This is a genomic window from Flavobacterium sp. P3_A6 (assembly GCF_056403035.1).
Genome location: NZ_JBFUGG010000010.1, coordinates 164320 through 182573, shown reverse-complemented (window position 1 = coordinate 182573; position 18254 = coordinate 164320). Strand labels below are relative to the sequence as shown.

The following is an 18254-nucleotide window of genomic DNA, read 5'->3' as shown; positions in this document are numbered from 1 at the left end:
CTAAAATATTTACCGACAAATGGAGAGGTTATTCTCCATTAAAAGCAAAATACAATATTGAACAAAAAGAAAGTAAAAGCGGAAAGAATTTTAAAGAGATGCACATTGTTATTCATCAAATAAWATCTTGGATAAGAACGGTTCCAACTCATGTTAGCAAAAAACATATTCAATCCTATTTTGATGAATTTACATTTAGAATTAATAGATCTATTTTCAAAGAAACCATATTTCACAAGACTGTTGAAAGAATGATTATAGCAATGCCTATTTATCAAAATCAAATAACACAGAAACTAAATATATAACTCAATTAAGTAATTCAATTTTCAAAATCAAAACAGCAATAAAAAAACCAATACTTATAAAAACTGTATTGGTTTTTGTTTGAACTAAAATATTTAATTAGGCTCAATATGAATTAAAACATGACCCAATTCAGGGATTTCCTCGCGCAGCGTATCCTTGAGTTTATGAGATAAATCGTGGCCTTCTTTTACCGATATATCCCCATTTACTCTGGCATGAAGATCTACATGGTATTTCATTCCTGCTTTACGGATAAAACATTTTTCGGTATCGATAATACCATCCACCTGATGAGAAACCCGCCTGATTTCTTCCACCAAATCATCATATAAATGCTCGTCCATGATTTCTCCCAAAGCTGGCCTAAAAATCAGATAACTGTTATAAAGTATAAAAACTGATGCAAACAACGCTGCCCAATCATCAGCTGATTCGTATCCTTTTCCGAAAAATAATGCAATCGAAATCCCAATAAAGGCGGCAACCGAAGTCAGCGCATCACTCCTATGATGCCAAGCATCCGCTTTTAGTGAAGAACTATTGGTTTCCTTGCTTCTTTTCATTACCAATCGAAACGAATACTCTTTCCAAAGAATAATTGCCCCAAGTACAAAAAGCGTCCATGGTTTTGGCAATTCGTGTGGAGTTTGAATATTCGTTATGCTTTCATATCCAATAATTGTAGCCGAAGTGATCAAAAAACCAACAACCAAAAAAGTTATTAATGGCTCGGCTCTTCCATGCCCATAAGGATGATTATCATCTGCAGGCCTACTGGAATATTTTATGCCAAATAACACCAGCAGTGAAGCGAAAATATCCGTTGTTGATTCTATAGCGTCTGCAACTAAGGCATAGGAATTTCCAAAAAAACCAGCCAACCCTTTAATAAGAGCCAAAGAAGTATTTCCAATTATGCTAAAATAAGTAGCCTTTATTGCTTTTTCTTCGTTAGACATGTTTCATCTTTTTTATTGTAAACACTGTTTAGCTTATAATTTACAGCAAATAAATTTTGAACTAAACAGTATAAAAAAACGCTTAAATTTATTTAAGCGTTTTTTAAAATATTATAATTTTTTATTGTTTCTCTCGAACTATTTTAGCTCCAATTGCTCTTAGTCGTTCATCTATACGCTCGTATCCTCTATCGATTTGCTCAATATTTTGAATAGTACTCGTTCCTTTTGCAGAAAGAGCCGCAATCAATAATGAGATTCCTGCACGAATATCTGGAGAAGACATCGTTGTTGCTTTCAGCACTGATTTAAAATCATGTCCAATAACAACAGCTCTATGCGGATCGCACAACATGATTTTTGCCCCCATATCAATCAGTTTATCAACAAAAAACAAACGGCTTTCAAACATTTTTTGGTGTATTAGAACATCCCCTTTTGCTTGTGTCGCAACTACCAAAACAATGCTCAATAAATCTGGCGTAAATCCAGGCCAAGGCGCATCGGCAATTGTAAGAATCGAACCGTCGATATCTGTTTTTACTTCATAACCGTCTTTATGTTCCGGAATATAAATATCATCTCCTCTTTTTTCAAGAGTGATTCCTAATTTTCTAAAAACACTAGGAATAACTCCAAGGTTTTCCCAGCTCACGTCCTTAATAGTTATTTCGCTTCTTGTCATAGCTGCTAAACCAATCCAGGAACCGATTTCGATCATATCCGGCAGAATTCTATGAACACAACCGCCTAATTTTTCAACTCCTTCTATAGTCAATAAATTAGATCCAACACCTGTGATTTTGGCTCCCATAGAATTCAGCATTTTACAAAGCTGTTGTAAGTAAGGCTCACAGGCAGCATTGTAAACTGTTGTTCTTCCTTTGGCCAAAACTGCTGCCATTACAATATTGGCAGTTCCTGTTACAGATGCTTCATCTAGCAGCATATCGGCACCTGTAAGTCCATTTGGAGCTTCAACTCCATAAAAATGATCTTCTCTATTGTATCTGAATTTTGCACCAAGATTGATGAATCCTTCAAAATGGGTATCCAATCTGCGGCGACCAATTTTATCTCCTCCTGGTTTCGGGATATATCCTTTTCCAAAACGGGCCAAAAGCGGTCCAACAATCATTATAGAACCACGAAGCGAACCTCCTTCTTTCTTGAAAGCTTCCGTTTCCAAGTATCCTACATTTACCTCATCGCATTGAAAAGTATAAGAACCATGTCCTAATTTCTCTATTTTAACTCCCAAATTTCCCAAAAGAGTTATCAATTTATTGATATCGATAATATCCGGGATATTGTTGATTGTTACTTTTTCTGGAGTTAAAAGTACTGCGCACAAAATTTGCAATGCTTCATTTTTTGCACCTTGCGGTATTACTTCTCCTTTTAAACGTGTTCCTCCTTCAATTTTGAAAACTTCCATGCTTTTGATTTAAGATTCTTTGACTTGCAGATTCTAAGTTTCTAAAATTCTAGACTTCTAAGACATTGAACTAAAAGTTCCTATAAATCTTAGAAACTTAGGATCTCAGCGTCTTAGCTTCTTTTTTTATTTACTTTTTTTGAAACGGTTTTTGTTTTCCGTTTTTATTATTCTTGTTGCTTTGAATTTTTGGCTGTCCTGCAGCTCCTATTTTATTAGAAACCCTTTTATTGGTTCTTAGCAAATCGGTAGTGTTTAATAGTTCTTCTGAACTTTGCAGTAAATTCAGTTTCCCGTCAGATAGTTCATAAAGATGCTCAAAAATAACATCATCTTTTACGGTGTCTTTATTCCAGCTCAAATAGGATTTTTTCATGTGATTGGCAATTACTTTTACCAATGCGCTTTTCATTTCGCCTTCCTCCCATTTGTTAGCCACATCTATCATGTATTTGATATTGTTACCATAATATCTGTATTTTGGATAGTTCTGCGGGTACTTTAAAGCATCTGGCTTAAGCTGCAGTACTTCTCTTGAAGGAATTGGGTAAGGAGAATCGGCTACTAATTTAAAATCAGACATGATAAAAAGCTGATCCCAAAGCTTATGCTGAAAATCGGGTACGTCACGCAAATGAGGATTCAAGCTTCCCATTACCTGAATGATGTATTTTGCCGCTTTGTTGCGTTTTTCATCATCTTCAATAATAGTAGCCTGCTCGATCAGTTTTTGCAAATGACGGCCGTACTCTGGAATGATTAAATGTTCTCTTTCGGAATTGTATTCCAAGTTAAAAACTACATCATTCGCATTTTCTTTTTTATATTTTTCGATCATAATTATAAGGAAACTATACCTTCTATTGTGGATAATTCTTGGTACTTATCTATTATTTCTTGAGAATCTTCGACCGTTACATCTACTGAGATACTAGTGAATTTCCCGGTTTTGGATTTTGTTGTTTTGATTACAGCACCCATACAGTTGAAAGCATTTTCCACTTTTAGGATATTTTCCTCGTTTGTTGGCACTATAAATTTAAACAAATATGGCGCAGGCCAAGAATTACTGTTGTCTAATTCGGCCTTAAGTCTTTCATAAAACTCAGCAGTCTTTTTTTCGTTATCGTCGCTCATTCCTAAATAAAAATAAAGGCAAATATACGTTTTAGATTTTAGATTTTATGATAAAGAATATATAACTTATATTTTTGGCACTATGGTTTCCAAAAAAACACCATAACTCCTGCCTAGCCCTGATGGAAGCGGCATCTCCCGATTTAGAAAAACAAGGCTTTTTTGCCACAGTTTTCTAAATCGGGAATACAGCGGACAGCAGGAATCCTATTTCCTGAAAAGCCATTTGTTTCGCTCCTTATTATTTGCTCATAATTAGTCCTAAATAAAGGTTTCAAATACAAATAAGTTTGAGTATTTTTGCCGTTTAATTCGTAAACGTGCAGAAAGAAATTATTGTTATCATTGGCGGTCCTGGTACGGGAAAAAGTTCTATTATTGGAGGTTTGGTAGCCAAGGGCTATTGCTGTTATCCTGAAATTTCTCGTGAAGTTACACTGGAAGCTCAAAAACGAGGTATTGAACAATTGTTTCTGGAAGACCCTTTATTATTTAGCCAGATGCTGCTTGACGGCCGAATCAAGCAATTTAACAGTGCTCAAAATGAACCTCATCAATGGGTGTTTATTGACCGTGGCATTCCCGATGTTGTAGCCTACTTAGATTATATTGGAGATGATTACCCAAATCATTTTGTGGATGCCTGTACAGAAAATGTATACACTAAAATTTTCATTCTCCCGCCTTGGGAGGAAATTTATGAAAGTGACAGTGAGCGTTATGAGAACTTTGACCAGGCAAAAACGATATACAAACACCTGACAAAAACATACATTAATTATGGTTACGACTTAATTGAGGTACCAAAAGACAGTATTGATAACCGAATTCTTTTTATATTAGATAAAATTTAGCAATTTATTGAAATTCAATATTATAAATTAATAAGAATCTAAACCAGAAATAATGCCAACAGTATTAGATATTCTTCAAAAATATTGGCAGCACGATACCTTCAGGTCGTTACAAAACGAAATTATTGATTCGGTTTTGAGTGGTCATGATACTTTTGCATTGATGCCAACTGGTGGCGGAAAATCGATTTGTTTTCAGGTGCCAGCCCTTATGAATGAAGGAATCTGTTTGGTCATTTCACCTTTGGTGGCGCTGATGAAAGACCAAGTGGCTAATCTGCAGCAACGCGGTATAAAAGCTATCGCTCTGACCGGAGGCATTAAGACTGAAGAGATTATTGATTTATTGGATAATTGCCAATACGGAAATTACAAATTCCTGTATGTTTCTCCCGAGCGTTTACAGTCAGATTGGATTCTGGACCGAATAAAAAGTCTCCCCATAAACCTGATAACCATTGATGAAGCCCATTGTGTTTCACAATGGGGTCATGATTTTCGCCCAGCCTATTTAAAGATTTCAGCATTAAAAAGCCATTTCCCAAAGGTTCCTTTTTTGGCTTTGACCGCAACAGCAACTCCTCGAGTAAAAGAGGATATTATCACTGAATTGGGAATGCAGCATCCTTTCCAGTTTGCTAAATCATTTGCCAGAAAGAATATTGCCTACATGGTTTTTGAAGTAGAAGATAAACTTTTTCGGATTGAGCAGATTCTTAAAAAAAATCCTCAGCCATCCATTATTTATGTTCGAAACCGAAAAGCCTGTTTGGAGATTTCTTCCCAATTACAAACTTTAGGATTTCGAGCTACTTATTACCACGGAGGGCTTACATCCAGAGAGAAAGACAAAAACATGCAGCTCTGGATGGAAGAGAAAGCGCAGGTTATTGTTGCCACAAATGCTTTTGGAATGGGAATTGACAAACCTAATGTCAAAACAGTAATTCATATTCAGCTTCCCGAAAACATAGAGAACTATTATCAAGAAGCAGGGCGTTCTGGCCGAAACGAAGAGAAAGCTTTTGCCATTTTATTGACCAGCCCTACAGATATTATTCAGGCTGAAAATCAATTTTTAAAAGTTTTGCCTGACAAAACGTTTTTGACAGCTGTGTACATCAAACTTTGTAACTATTTTCAAATAGCTTATGGAGAAGGAATGAACGAAGAATTTATGTTTAATTTGAATCATTTTTGTCATAAATATGATTTCCCAACGCTAAAAACGTTCAATGCAATGCGGTTTTTAGACGGACAAGGCATTCTAACTTTATCTCAAGAATTTTCAGAAAAAATTACGCTGCAGTTCATAATTCCATCCAAAGAAGTTATTCGATATACCAGTTTGAATCCAAATGATGAGGAAATTATTTTGACCATCCTTAGAACATATCCTGGCGTTTATGAAATGCAGACTGCTTTTAATTTATCATTAATTTCTAAAAAATCAAACCATTCGGAAGCAGCGATACTAGCCGTTTTACATAAATTAAAAGATAAAGAAATTATAGACTATCATTCAAAAAACAATGATGCTGTTCTAATTTTTAATGAAATTCGGGAAGATGAAAGAACCATTAATAAAGTTTCTAAACATTTGGTTCGGCAAAATGAACTCAAAAAAGAACAATTACAATCGGTACTGAAATATGCAGCAGAAAAAAACAGCTGTAAAAGCAAAATGATTTTGGATTATTTTGGAGAAAAAACAACTGCTGATTGCAATATCTGCTCTTATTGCATCACACGAACAAAACCCAAAAAAGACTTTACTGCTCTTTCTGAAAAAATTATAGCCTTATTGCAAAATGAAGACCTAAGCTCGAGAGAAATCCAAAACAAAACCAAAAATACAGCCGACGATGTTATCTTTGTATTACAGCAATTATTAGAAGATGATTTTCTAATAATTCAAAAAAACAACAAATACACTTTAAAAAACCGATGGAAAAATTAAAAATTATATTTATGGGAACTCCCGAATTTGCAGTTGGAATTCTAGACACCCTAATCAAAAACAATTATGAAGTAGCAGGCGTAATCACTGCTGCAGACAAACCAGCCGGCCGAGGACAAAAAATAAAATATTCGGCAGTAAAAGAATACGCTTTAGAAAATAATTTACACTTATTACAGCCTACTAATTTAAAGGACGAAGCTTTTCTGGAAGAATTAAAATCATTACAGGCCAATTTACAAATCGTTGTTGCTTTTAGAATGCTGCCAAAAGCGGTATGGGAAATGCCTGCTTTGGGAACATTCAATCTGCATGCTTCATTGCTTCCTAATTATAGAGGAGCAGCACCAATCAATTGGGCGATTATTAATGGAGAAACAAAAACTGGAGTCACCACTTTTTTTATTGATGACAAAATAGATACTGGCGCGATGATTTTAAGCAGTGAGACAGCTATCGATAGTAACGAGAATGCTGGACAGCTTCACGACCATTTGATGCATTTGGGATGTGACACCGTTATTGACACTCTGAAATTGATTGAAAGCGGCAATGTAACAACCACCATTCAAAATGACAATTCAGACATCAAAACCGCTTATAAGCTAAATAAAGAGAATTGTAAAATTGACTGGTCAAAATCGACGACAGACATTCATAACCTTATAAGAGGATTAAGCCCTTATCCTGCTGCTTGGTGTTATTTTGGAGACAAGGACCAAGAATGGAATGTAAAAATCTATGAGGCCAAAGCAATTTTAGAAAAGCACAATCATGAGATTGGTAATCTAATTTGCACCAAAAAGGAAATAAAAATTGCAACGAATGAAGGCTTTATTCAAATATTAAGTTTACAATTTCCTGGAAAAAAGAAAATGACTACAGCAGAATTATTAAATGGCATTACTTTTTCAGGAATTGCAAAAGCTTATTAATGCCAATAAAAACAAGGGTTAAACAGTGTTTTTTTCAGAATTTTATCCTACTTTATGAACAATAAAAACAAGTTATTAACAAAATATGCTAATTTTGTATAAAACATTTGCATACACCGTATTTCCTGCTAATTTTGTTCTATTAACAATTATTTTAACCAACAATTAACATCCATTATTATGAACAAATCAGAATTAATCGACGCTATCGCTGCAGACGCAGGAATTACTAAAGCCGCTGCAAAATTAGCGCTTGAATCATTTTTAGGAAATGTAGGTGGTACTTTGAAAAAAGGTGGTAAAGTATCTTTAGTAGGATTTGGATCTTGGTCTGTGTCTTCAAGAGCCGCAAGAGACGGAAGAAATCCTCAAACTGGAAAAACTATTCAAATCGCTGCAAAGAATGTTGTAAAATTCAAAGCTGGAGCTGATTTAGAAGGAGCTGTAAACTAATTTATAGTTTATTTTATATAATTAAACCTTCCAATTGGAGGGTTTTTTTATGCTTTTAAACGAATATGATCCAAAAAATTTGGAGGTTCTATTTAATTTTTCTTAAATTTAATTAAAAATATAGCCTTATGATTTCAGAAAAATTAAAAAAAGGGTATTTACTTATTGCTGAACCATCAATAATAGGAGATCTGTCATTTAATAGATCTGTAATCCTATTAGCAGATCACAATCAAGATGGTTCGGTAGGCTTCATTATGAACAAACCGCTGAAATATACAATCAATGATTTAATTCCAGAAATTAATGCTAATTTCAAAATATTCAATGGTGGCCCTGTAGAACAAGACAACTTGTACTTCATTCATAATATTCCAAAATTAATACCCAACAGTATTGAGATATCTAATGGAATCTATTGGGGAGGAGACTTTGATTCCACCAAAGATCTCATTAATAGCGGTAAAATCAAAAAAGAAAACATCCGTTTCTTTTTGGGTTACACAGGATGGGAAGAACACCAGCTTGAAAATGAAATGAAAGCCAATTCTTGGATTATTACAAAAAACAGTTACGAAAATAAAATAATCGGAAAGTCAACGCTTCATTTCTGGAAAGAACAAATCATGGAATTGGGAGGTGAATACCTTATTTGGTCCAATGCTCCTGAAAATCCCTACTTAAACTAAACCCAGACTTTTATTTAGTGCTGCCACTAAAGTTTTGGAAATTTCTATTGAAAATTCTTTTTTTCTATATTTTGTAATCGGCTGTATCCCTTTAATAACATTAGTCACAAACAATTCATCCGCTTTTTGAAGGTCAAATGGAGAAATTACTTCTTCGGCTATTTCAATACCGTCGATCTTTTTTGCCAATTCTAAAACCTGCTTTCTCATCACGCCATTCAAACATCCTTCGGACACAGGCGGAGTAATCAATTTATTGCCATTAAGCATAAAAATATTGCCCTGTAATGCTTCAACAACATTTTTGGCATCATTTAATAAAACACAATTATTCAGCCCGTTTTCGTTAGCGTAAATACTTCCTGTTACATTTATCAAACGGCTAGTTGTTTTAATCGAAGATAATAGCTGTCTGGTGATATAGAAATCTTTATACAGGTCAACCTCATATTCCTCCTCATTAAGCAAATATTCCTTGTTTTCGAGTGAAGCAGCCTTTATCAAAAAAGAAACTTCATTATTTTGCGGTAAATAATACCCCCCATCATTTCTATAAACCGTAATTCGCGCTCTAGCTGATGAGGCAAATTTATTATTTTTGACCAGCGAAAGAATTTGATCTTCCAGATATTCTAAAGTAAAATTCATTGGAATTTCCATTCGGATCACACGCATGGAAGACATTAACCGGAAGTAATGATCTTCTAAAAACAGGATTTTTTCATTTACAATTTTCACAGTTTCGAAAACCGCATCACCATATAAAAATCCTCTATTTTGCACTAAAACATTTGCATCTTCAGATACAATTGCACCATTAAAATTTATCATACTATTTTTCAAAAAAAAGTCACGCCAAAAAGCGTGACAAATATAAGTTATAATATACAATTCTGCTATACTGAACCTATAACATGTTTTAGATCCGAAATTTGGTTTTCCCACAATTGAGTAGCTTCTTCAATTTCTTCTTTACTAGCAAAATCAACAACCATTAAGGAAACGTCTTTAGTTAATTCGTCTACTAAAATATTCAATTCAAAAAAATATTCTGTATCCTTATTATTTTCGTCTACCCATTTAAATTTTACTTTTTCTMCAGACTTTTTTGATGCCAGTCTGGCTTTTTCCTGCGAATCATTCCAAATAAAAGTAAAAAACTCACCACGAGAATTTACGTTATCTGCAAACCATTCAGATAGGCCTGAGGGTGTTGAAATATACTGATACAACAATTGGGGGGAAGAATTTATGGGGAATTCGATTTCGTAACGGACTTTTAAATTCATTGAATACGTTTTTTTATTTGCGAAATATATAGATTATTACTCCAAAAAAAAAACCTTTTCAAAAAAAAATTTTTTATTGCTTTTTGCTTGGAAACTCTAATTATTGTTTTATATTTGCACCCGCATTCAGGGATAGGAAATATCCAGAATATGGCGAGGTAGCTCAGTTGGTTAGAGCGCAGGATTCATAACCCTGAGGTCACGGGTTCAACTCCCGTCTTCGCTACAAAAACAAACCCTTAAACAGCAATTGTTTAAGGGTTTTTTATTAGAAATGTGTCTAGTCCTAAAAAGCAATACACAAAAGGAAAACCATCAAGAAAGTCGCTACTTAAAGCGCGCCCAAAAGACTATTCGATGTCTGTCTAGTCCTGAAATATCGACTTCAAAACAGATCAAGAGTAAAAGAGATTCATTATACCATAATTTAATGGTTCTTTTAAGAGATTTTCATCACTATACAAATTAACAGTTCTATCTTTTTAACAATTACGCTATAATTCAAATTATACAAGTCTAACTTGCATTTTTTAGGACAATATCATTGATTAAATTATTTTATCCAAAAACTTCAAGTATATACTGTTGTATATTTCCACTCCAGATATTTTTTATTTATACGATTTTTTTTTTAGTTTTACTCTACACAAAATTGATTCACATATTAAGGACGTTTTTTTTGTCCTTTTGAAAGTCAAAAATTGCCTTATTTTGCATTTTTAATATACGTTCTTACACAAATCGTTCCATGTATCCATTGATCAAACTAACGATTAGATTACTATCCTTTTGGAATGCTCGTGCCGAACAGGCACAGCTCAAGTAATTCCTACCGTTACGGGTTCCAAGGACAGGAGAAAGATGACGAACTGAAAGGGGAAGGGAATTCTTTGAATTATACTTTTAGGATGCATGACCCGAGGATTGGTAGGTTTTTTGCAACTGATCCATTAGAAAAAAAATATCCTTTTTACTCTCCTTATCAATTTAGTGCAAACTCTCCTATTTTTACCGTAGAATTAGAAGGTTTAGAATCAGCAGAGCAAATTAATGAAACGGAAAAAGTAATAGCCGAACATAATCATTTTATTCTTCGAGCAATGGCAAGTTCTCCAAACTTTAGACCAAAACATTTGTGGCAGTTGGCCTTTGGACTTTCTGGTCGATATTCAGCTGGGCTTGGAGCAGTTGGAGAAGGTTTAGTAGCTCAAGGTTTAGAAGGTGCAGCAGTTGCGAAACATTCTTCGTGGGCTATTCCGTTTGTGAGTTTTAATGTGGGTAATGTAAAAGCTAATCCTACTGGAACTTGGGATGTCAAATTAACATTAAAAGCTAGACCGACAAATAGAAATGTTGCTAACGGAAGTAATCAAGGAGCATTAGTGTTAAATTTCGATGATTATAATGGAGATACTAGTTTTTTTGGAATAAGTTTACAGGATGGTCCAGTTAAGGAAATTGAGTTTGGAGGTAATCAGACAATAAATGTATTATATGAAACAGAGGCATTAGTGGAAGTTAAAACACTGGGGCAAAATAAGGCGACATTAACTAATTTTAAAAAAGGAGTAGACCAAGCTGTTAAAACAGCAATGTTGAATAAAAGTAATACAAATACTGTTAGTGTTTTGGCGATGGATTATGATTCTTATATGAAAATATATAAAGAGAATAAAACATCAGTTGAGAAACTATATAATACATTAACATCAAATGGGGCTTATCTATTGTTATTGAAAGATTTAACAAAAGATGCTAGACAAAATCTTAATACTCTTATTACCAAAGTAAAAAGTGAAGTTGATGGTTCGAAACCTGAAACACAAACTAAATAAATTATGAGTAAAAAAGTAATTTGGTTTTTTATACTGTTTGTAATATTAACAATAGGTATTTATAAATTGTTTAATTTTAATAAAATGAAAGCTGAATATATATATGTTATCGAAGATAATCCATCATTCATTGTTTTAAATTCTTCAAAAGTTAAAGATTTTGAGGAAATATTAAAAGAATCCAAAGAAATTGAGAAAAATATTTTTATAAAAAAATATTTAAACTTACTTAAGAGTAATATTAATCGAAACTGGGTTCTCACTCATTCTAAAACAATTAAAAGAAGATATGAATTAATAGGGTTAGATTCGTTTAATGAAGAAGAAGAGTTTTATTATGAACAATACGAAAGTATTGTTAAACGGGCTGAAAAGGTTATTAAGCTTAATGAAAAGATAGATGACGATGAGTTTGATTCATTTTTAGAATATATTCTTTTTCTTAAAAGTAATGGTATAGAAGAACATACTTGGTATATGAAACCAAGTTTCGATTATTCTATAAAATTCTATAATATGCTAATTCCAAAATCATATGATTATTTAATTAGCGAAGATTTTATTGATGATGATTCGAAATTGTCACTATACAATTTATTTAACGAAAATATTCCTGATGTTAGAGATTATATAAAAAATAATGATTTAGAAAATTTTGATTATCAACCCAAAAAACAATATTACTTATTGAAAAAGGGCTTCATTGATGAGACAATAAAAGAAATGGAGAAAAATTTTCATAAAATTAGTCTTATTGAAAATAAAGAAGAAAAAAAAATATTCGAGGATGATTACTATGAGTTTTTGAATATATTAAAAGCGGCATCTGGAGGAAAATTAATCGTATTAAATATTTTGTAAAGAATGGTATCCCCAGCTGGCTTGAGCATTAGGTAACACAGGCGCTAGCGCGATGCGTCCCGCTCGTGCACACAAACCCACTCTCCGAAGAGTCAATAAGTTGTCGTGTGGGCTACGCAAATGTCTCTGACTTTGCTTTTTTTTAAAAGTTCTTGAAAACGCCAAATAAAAGTCTCTCATTTTTCCGTGATGGTCTTTTATAGAAGTCGCTTGTGTTCTCAAAATAATAAAACACTAATAACAAAAAACAACAACTGGAATTCATTTTCTGGTTGTTGTTTAATTTTAATAACTTTCTAATTTACTATGTACTTTCTCGATTTCTTTATCCATGTAAGCTTGTGCGTAATGTACGTATCGATTAAATGAAGTGCTGGCACTGCTATGTCCGCTTATTTTTCGAACAAGGTGTTCTGGCATTCCCAAAATTAATAAGGTCGTTATAGCTGTTCTACGCATCATGTGAGAGCTCATTTTGTCACAAAATCGGTTTTTAGATGTGTCTGTCTTTTTGGTAAGACGTTGCGTTTTCCCCTGTTTTTCACGAGAAACCTCAATAGGAGTCGTGTATCCTGCCTGCTCACCTATTTGTTTTAGGCTTTTGTTAAAATTAAATAAACTGGTATTACCAAATAGTGTAACCTTATTGTTCTGAGATTGATACCGCTGAAAAATGGTGACTGCATAAGCTGAGAGTTTGATAAAACTGAATGTTTTTGTTTTTTTGGATTTGAGTTTCAAATACCATTCTCCCTCCATTTGTTCAAAATTTTTATTGGTTAGCAAAAAAATATCGGAATAACGCAATCCAGTGGTACAGCCAAAAACAAAAATATCCTTTATACGTTTGTGACTTGGTATCAATGAAGATTCAAACTCTTTATCGTGAATTAAGAACTTGAGCTGTTCAGGGGAAAGTACAAAAATCTCAATTTCTTCTTTGCGAACATAAAACAATCGTTGAAAATCTCCTGTAAAGATGTCCTTGTCATTTTTTAAGTAATTAAAAAACACTCGAATCACTTTTATATTTGCGCCCACATAATTGTCATGACATCCTTTTTTATATAGGAATTCCGTAAATTTTTGGTAGAATTTTTTCCAATAACTTTTTTCAGACTGCAGTTCTCGTCTGTCTAGTTTGGAAGCATCACAAATGCGCAATTCAAACTTAGTATCACTAGAAAACTGAATGAGATTGTTCATCACATAATAATAATTCTGTATGGAGTCTGGTTTTATCTTTTCACCGTTTTTTTTGAGCCGTTTCCCAGTTTCGGTTTCTTTTATAAATTGTTTGAACAAAGGAATTATAAGACTCGTTTTTTTCATGAAATGGTTTTGTTTCAAAAATACAATTTTAGTTGAGAAATGGTAGTTTTTATAATAGATAAACTACAACTTTTTAAATTTGTAGTTTTTGTTTTAAACATACACTATGTTGCTTATCGTTGCGACGACATATCCTCTCCATCTGTGTTTTTAACGGTTCTATAATTGAATTTGGCAAAAATGCTACGATGGGTGGATAAGGTGCTGAAAATCTATGATAAGTAGAATCCAGAAGCCTGTTATGTGTCCGAAAGCTTTATAAAGAGTGCTGAGTCATGATAAAAAAAATATTTTTGACATTTAAACATAAAAAAACGGCAACTAGAATTTATGTTCTAGTTGCCGTTTTTGTTTTATAGATTAGCTGGGTGGCTCTACTTTGCGGGCACAGATTGCAAATCTGCGCTATCGTTGTGCAGACATATCCGAGCCATCGGGGGCAAATGAAAAAAGAAGATAAAAACGTAGTTACCAAATTAATAGATGCTTTCATTTTAAAAGCTAATTTGCAACAGCAACTTTCTTAAAAACAAAAAAACAGGCAAATTGCCTGTTTTTTTATAACCTTTATTTTATTTGTTAAAATTTTCTAATAAACTTGTATTCCTTTTTTAAACTAGACTTTAAATCATATTTTAATAAAATAGAATCTAGTTTAATTTCATTAAGTTTATTTTTATCAAGCTCATATTTATGCAAAACATATTTATAAGTTGTGTCTGTGATTTCAGGAGTATCTGACATAATAATCTCTAATTTTTTTTTCTTTCTAATCCATAAAAGACTCAATGAAGTTCTAACATCATCAGCTAAAATATTTTCGTTTTTTAGATCGATAACATATGTTGAAAGTGTATTATTAACTCCTAAAATAGGCAAAACTAATATGCTATCATTATAGATATAATATCTCTCTAATTTAAGTTTTTTAGAGTCTAAAACACCAATCCCTTTTTCTGGAAAAACAATATCAGAATCATTAAAATATCTTACTGTAAAAGAATGCTCTTTTTCTTCAATTTTTAACTTATAATTCAATTTTAAAAAGTCATCCCCTGTTTTTTGTATTTTTAAATATGAGTTCAACTCTTTTTTGAAAATTGTATCAGATTCTAAATAAGGAGTCGAATTGTTAATTGTTTTTACAGTTGAATTGTTAATTGTTTTCACAGTTGAATTCGATTTGCCTTCAGTATTTTTTTGTTTACCATCACCACAACAATACAATGACAATAATAAAACAAAACCAAAATTATACACTCTCATAATTATTTATTTAGTTATATCCTTTTTTACTTCAATTAACCTATTATTCTCATTTTGTAATGTTTCTATTCTTAAATCATTAAAACTTTTAATTTGAGGTGATAATACTGAAGTTGAATTATTTTCAGGTTTCAGGTCTTTTTTTAATGTTGTAATCTCATTTTTGTTTTTCTCAATTTGATAGTCTATACTCGCTATTAATCTCTTTTTAAAAGAATTCATCTGACTAACTAGACCTTCTCCATATTTATTATTATTTACGGATTCATCAGCAGAAACATCATCAAAATTATATGCCCCGTGTCCTGTCTTATTTCTAGTTTTTTTATCTTCAATATATTTACCTGTATAGAAAGCTTTATTTATATCATCAGCTGTAAAATCTTCTTTTGTAATTAAATCAGCAATCCCTGTCCATTTCTTTAACTTTTTGCTAAAATAATCTTTAATTGATGCCTCATATCCTCCTGTACTAGAAAAATCTTTAATTCTACCATGATCGTTTTTAACTTTAAAATCAGAACAGGTGCTACAGGTCATCGTTCCAAATAGGTTATAATCTCCTCTTCTTATAGCGTCTTTACCATAGCCAGATTCAATACTTGCTTGAGCCATTATTAATAAGGCACCTTTGCCAGTAGCACCTTTTGATTTTGCAGCATCATAAATACTAAGAGCAGTTGTTGTCAAAAATTGATGATGCATAGGGTCGCCTGGTCCTTCACCATCAACGTCAATCAATCTAATAGGATTGTCAAATGCGTAAACATATGGTGACCATTCAGGAAATTGTTGCCATTTAGTATCCATTTTAAAAAATCTACCAATTCTTGGGTCGTACATTCTAGCACCAAAATCATAGCTGTTTCCCTCACCCTTTAATTCATTGTCAAGCTCCTGTCCTTGGAAGCCGTATCTATAGCTTTCTGAACTACCGTGTCTATTCGGTACGAGCATTCCAAAAGGGAAACCGCCTATACACTCTTTTGAATCAGGTTTTATTTTAAGAACGTGAGGCAAACATATACAAAAAAACCATCTGGATTATCTCCAAACGGTCATTTTTTTATAAGAATAAGGTTTTTTTCTGAAATATCAATTACAGCCAAATTTTTCCATTGGGTGATTGTATTCCAATTTCAATTTTAAATCATCGATACTTTTAAAATCATATCGTTGCACACTGGTTACATATCGGTAGCCTCCCAAATATTGCGCTTGTCTTAGTCCTAATTCCTTAATCCAAATTGACATTCTTGACTGTTTGAACTGTTTAAAGTCTTTGATATAGTGGAATTCCCTTTTTAGCCGTTTCATCATTCTGGACATTACAGCTTCCAATCCCGATGCATCGCCACAGCTGAAAAACAATCGATTGGTTTCAATTCCGTATTCAGATGCCAGTTTTGGTCTGACATCATAAAAGTATTGGGATAGATGCATCATTTGTTTAGGATTTAGGTTGATATACCGCTCGTTGGTGGTTAGCGTTTGACCAACATACAATCTGGCTTCCTCCAGTTTCAAATCTTCTAAATCCAGTATCTCAAATTCATTGCGCTGTAATCCTAAAAAGAGCATCATCCCCAGAATACATCTGTCTCGTTTCTGAACCAAAGTGTTGGCTGAGGTGTCCCGATAGATTGTTTCCAAAAATTCTTCATCAAGTAACTGCGTTGGAGTCTTACGCTCGTTTTTAGCTAAATGAACCAATAAAGCGGGGTTCGATTTCATCCCGATGGCTTGATTGAAATGAGTGATTGACGTTTTGTAAATCGCAATATTTTTACTGGAATCACCTTTTAATCTTCGATAGTTCAGAAAATCATAGGTTTGATTTAAAGACATCTTTTTGGCTTCGATGTTATTTGCTGAGAGCCAATCCAAATAACTGTTTATACAAGTCCTGTAACCTTTGAATGTGGTCAGAGTGTAGCCTAATTCGCTTACGATGTAGTTTTTAAACTTGACTATCAATTTTTCTTTATCCATAATATTCATTTTTTAAGTGGGTGTAAATCATTGTTGAATCGAGACATCTATGACCTAGAAACTTTGCCACGTCTTCAATTGTCATGTTTCGATGCAGGTGCGTAGCTATCGAGTGCCTGAGCAAATGACAGGTGACCGTTTTACCAAGGTTTGCTTTTTCCGATAGTCGTTCCATTACCTTGCCTATTGTACCGTTCCCCATTTGAGTGCCTCGCTCGGTAATAAGAAAACTTGTTAGTTCGCTGGTGGTATCGAGCATCATGTTTCGAACATTGAACAAATACTCTTCGATATTCTGCTGGACTCTCATTGACATTGGAATGTCTCTGGCTTGTTTAGTTTTGGATTTATCAATATGGATTCTGCCTTTATTCAAATCGATTTCGGATATTTCAAGCCCAAGCGCTTCTTTTCTTCGAAGTCCACATCCGTACAACAAACTAAGAACTGCTTTGTCCCGTATCCCCAGCAAACTGGAATCGCAGACATTGAACAGTACTTCAACTTCATTTTCCAGCAGGATTTCTTTGGGTTGCTTATCCGTGTTTTCAATCTTGATTTGGATACAGCTTTGACCGTGACCGATTTCATTGTGCTGGCTCATAACAAACTCAATAAACCTCAATACCGCTTCCCGATGTTTGAGTAGGTACGCTGGTGACATTGTTCCATCCTTGGTTTCCAGCGGTCTGTTTTTCAGATACTCAAAATACTCGTTTACCATTTTTTGATTAATCTGGCTGAGCTTCGTGATGCTGTTCTGTTCCAGATAATGCAGGAACTCGTTTATGCTGTTGGATTTGTTGTACACTTGGCTCTGTGATGCTCCCTGAGTCTGTAATCGGATGGTGAAGCGTTCCAAAGCTTCAATGAATGTGACAGTATGCAATTCAAGTTTTCTCATATTTTCTTTATATACATTATTTGAGTTTCTCAATATTTGAC

The 18254-nt window shown here is 33.4% G+C and carries 18 protein-coding genes, 1 tRNA gene and 1 pseudogene; 9 read left to right on the top strand and 11 right to left on the bottom strand.

Annotation, left to right across the window (positions count from 1 at the left end; translation table 11 throughout):
- The coding region (locus AC1DVP_RS12265) for a transposase (RefSeq protein WP_477183758.1) at window positions 1-308 on the top strand (308 nt) is incomplete at its 5' end.
- Between the two features lie 93 nt (window positions 309-401).
- On the opposite strand, the gene AC1DVP_RS12260 is transcribed toward AC1DVP_RS12265, so the two are convergent.
- The 4 genes from AC1DVP_RS12260 to AC1DVP_RS12245 form a co-directional block, all read right to left on the bottom strand.
- Window positions 402-1268 (bottom strand): cation diffusion facilitator family transporter, encoded by an 867-nt coding sequence (locus tag AC1DVP_RS12260; RefSeq protein ID WP_477183757.1) that lies wholly within the window; start codon window positions 1266-1268, stop codon window positions 402-404.
- A gap of 121 nt (window positions 1269-1389) precedes the next feature.
- Window positions 1390-2706, bottom strand: a complete 1317-nt coding sequence (murA, locus tag AC1DVP_RS12255) for a UDP-N-acetylglucosamine 1-carboxyvinyltransferase (protein WP_477183756.1) — start codon at window positions 2704-2706, stop codon at window positions 1390-1392.
- A 130-nt stretch (window positions 2707-2836) separates the two neighbouring features.
- Window positions 2837-3544, bottom strand: coding sequence for a DUF4290 domain-containing protein (locus AC1DVP_RS12250; protein ID WP_477183755.1), 708 nt, complete (start codon window positions 3542-3544; stop codon window positions 2837-2839).
- A gap of 2 nt (window positions 3545-3546) precedes the next feature.
- A complete protein-coding gene (locus AC1DVP_RS12245; protein WP_477183754.1) occupies window positions 3547-3843 on the bottom strand; it encodes a DUF493 family protein in 297 nt (98 codons plus the stop codon).
- Window positions 3844-4163: 320 nt separating this feature from the next.
- Between AC1DVP_RS12245 and AC1DVP_RS12240 the strand changes: the two genes are divergently transcribed.
- The 5 genes from AC1DVP_RS12240 (at window position 4164) to AC1DVP_RS12220 (ending at window position 8734) form a co-directional block, all read left to right on the top strand.
- Entirely contained in the window at window positions 4164-4697 is a 534-nt protein-coding gene (locus AC1DVP_RS12240) for an AAA family ATPase (protein ID WP_477183753.1), read from the top strand.
- A gap of 52 nt (window positions 4698-4749) precedes the next feature.
- Window positions 4750-6657 carry a RecQ family ATP-dependent DNA helicase gene (locus tag AC1DVP_RS12235; protein ID WP_477183752.1) on the top strand — a complete coding sequence of 636 codons (1908 nt, stop codon included), beginning with the start codon at window positions 4750-4752 and terminating at the stop codon, window positions 6655-6657.
- Entirely contained in the window at window positions 6645-7592 is a 948-nt protein-coding gene (fmt, locus tag AC1DVP_RS12230; RefSeq protein WP_477183751.1) for a methionyl-tRNA formyltransferase, read from the top strand. The genes AC1DVP_RS12235 and fmt overlap by 13 nt, the downstream gene beginning before the upstream one ends.
- 180 nt (window positions 7593-7772) lie before the next feature.
- Window positions 7773-8045, top strand: coding sequence for an HU family DNA-binding protein (locus AC1DVP_RS12225; RefSeq protein WP_077375548.1), 273 nt, complete (start codon window positions 7773-7775; stop codon window positions 8043-8045).
- Between the two features lie 128 nt (window positions 8046-8173).
- The gene (locus AC1DVP_RS12220) at window positions 8174-8734 is read left to right on the top strand and encodes a YqgE/AlgH family protein (RefSeq protein WP_477183750.1); all 561 of its coding nucleotides are present in this window, start codon (window positions 8174-8176) and stop codon (window positions 8732-8734) included.
- Here the strand turns inward: AC1DVP_RS12220 and AC1DVP_RS12215 are convergent.
- Entirely contained in the window at window positions 8726-9565 is an 840-nt protein-coding gene (locus AC1DVP_RS12215) for an aminotransferase class IV (RefSeq protein ID WP_477183749.1), read from the bottom strand. The genes AC1DVP_RS12220 and AC1DVP_RS12215 overlap by 9 nt on opposite strands.
- Window positions 9566-9630: 65 nt before the next feature.
- Window positions 9631-10023 (bottom strand): START-like domain-containing protein, encoded by a 393-nt coding sequence (locus AC1DVP_RS12210; protein ID WP_477183748.1) that lies wholly within the window; start codon window positions 10021-10023, stop codon window positions 9631-9633.
- A gap of 152 nt (window positions 10024-10175) precedes the next feature.
- Here AC1DVP_RS12210 and AC1DVP_RS12205 point away from each other — a divergent pair.
- From AC1DVP_RS12205 to AC1DVP_RS12195, 3 genes and pseudogenes are all read left to right on the top strand, one after another.
- Window positions 10176-10249: transfer RNA gene (locus tag AC1DVP_RS12205), tRNA-Met, on the top strand.
- 565 nt (window positions 10250-10814) lie between these two features.
- Window positions 10815-11858 (top strand): annotated as a pseudogene (locus AC1DVP_RS12200) (RHS repeat domain-containing protein); the annotation flags it as partial.
- Between the two features lie 3 nt (window positions 11859-11861).
- Entirely contained in the window at window positions 11862-12719 is an 858-nt protein-coding gene (locus AC1DVP_RS12195; protein ID WP_477183747.1) for a hypothetical protein, read from the top strand.
- 285 nt (window positions 12720-13004) lie between these two features.
- On the opposite strand, the gene AC1DVP_RS12190 is transcribed toward AC1DVP_RS12195, so the two are convergent.
- The 5 genes from AC1DVP_RS12190 to AC1DVP_RS12170 form a co-directional block, all read right to left on the bottom strand.
- Window positions 13005-14051 (bottom strand): tyrosine-type recombinase/integrase, encoded by a 1047-nt coding sequence (locus AC1DVP_RS12190; protein ID WP_477183746.1) that lies wholly within the window; start codon window positions 14049-14051, stop codon window positions 13005-13007.
- A 579-nt stretch (window positions 14052-14630) separates the two neighbouring features.
- Window positions 14631-15317, bottom strand: a complete 687-nt coding sequence (locus AC1DVP_RS12185) for a hypothetical protein (RefSeq protein WP_477183745.1) — start codon at window positions 15315-15317, stop codon at window positions 14631-14633.
- 6 nt (window positions 15318-15323) lie between these two features.
- Complete coding sequence (locus AC1DVP_RS12180) at window positions 15324-16337, bottom strand: RHS repeat domain-containing protein (RefSeq protein ID WP_477183744.1); 1014 nt, start codon at window positions 16335-16337, stop codon at window positions 15324-15326.
- 75 nt (window positions 16338-16412) lie between these two features.
- Complete coding sequence (locus AC1DVP_RS12175; protein ID WP_477183743.1) at window positions 16413-17309, bottom strand: tyrosine-type recombinase/integrase; 897 nt, start codon at window positions 17307-17309, stop codon at window positions 16413-16415.
- Window positions 17302-18213, bottom strand: a complete 912-nt coding sequence (locus AC1DVP_RS12170; RefSeq protein WP_477183742.1) for a tyrosine-type recombinase/integrase — start codon at window positions 18211-18213, stop codon at window positions 17302-17304. The genes AC1DVP_RS12175 and AC1DVP_RS12170 overlap by 8 nt, the downstream gene beginning before the upstream one ends.
- Window positions 18214-18254: the final 41 nt, after the last annotated feature.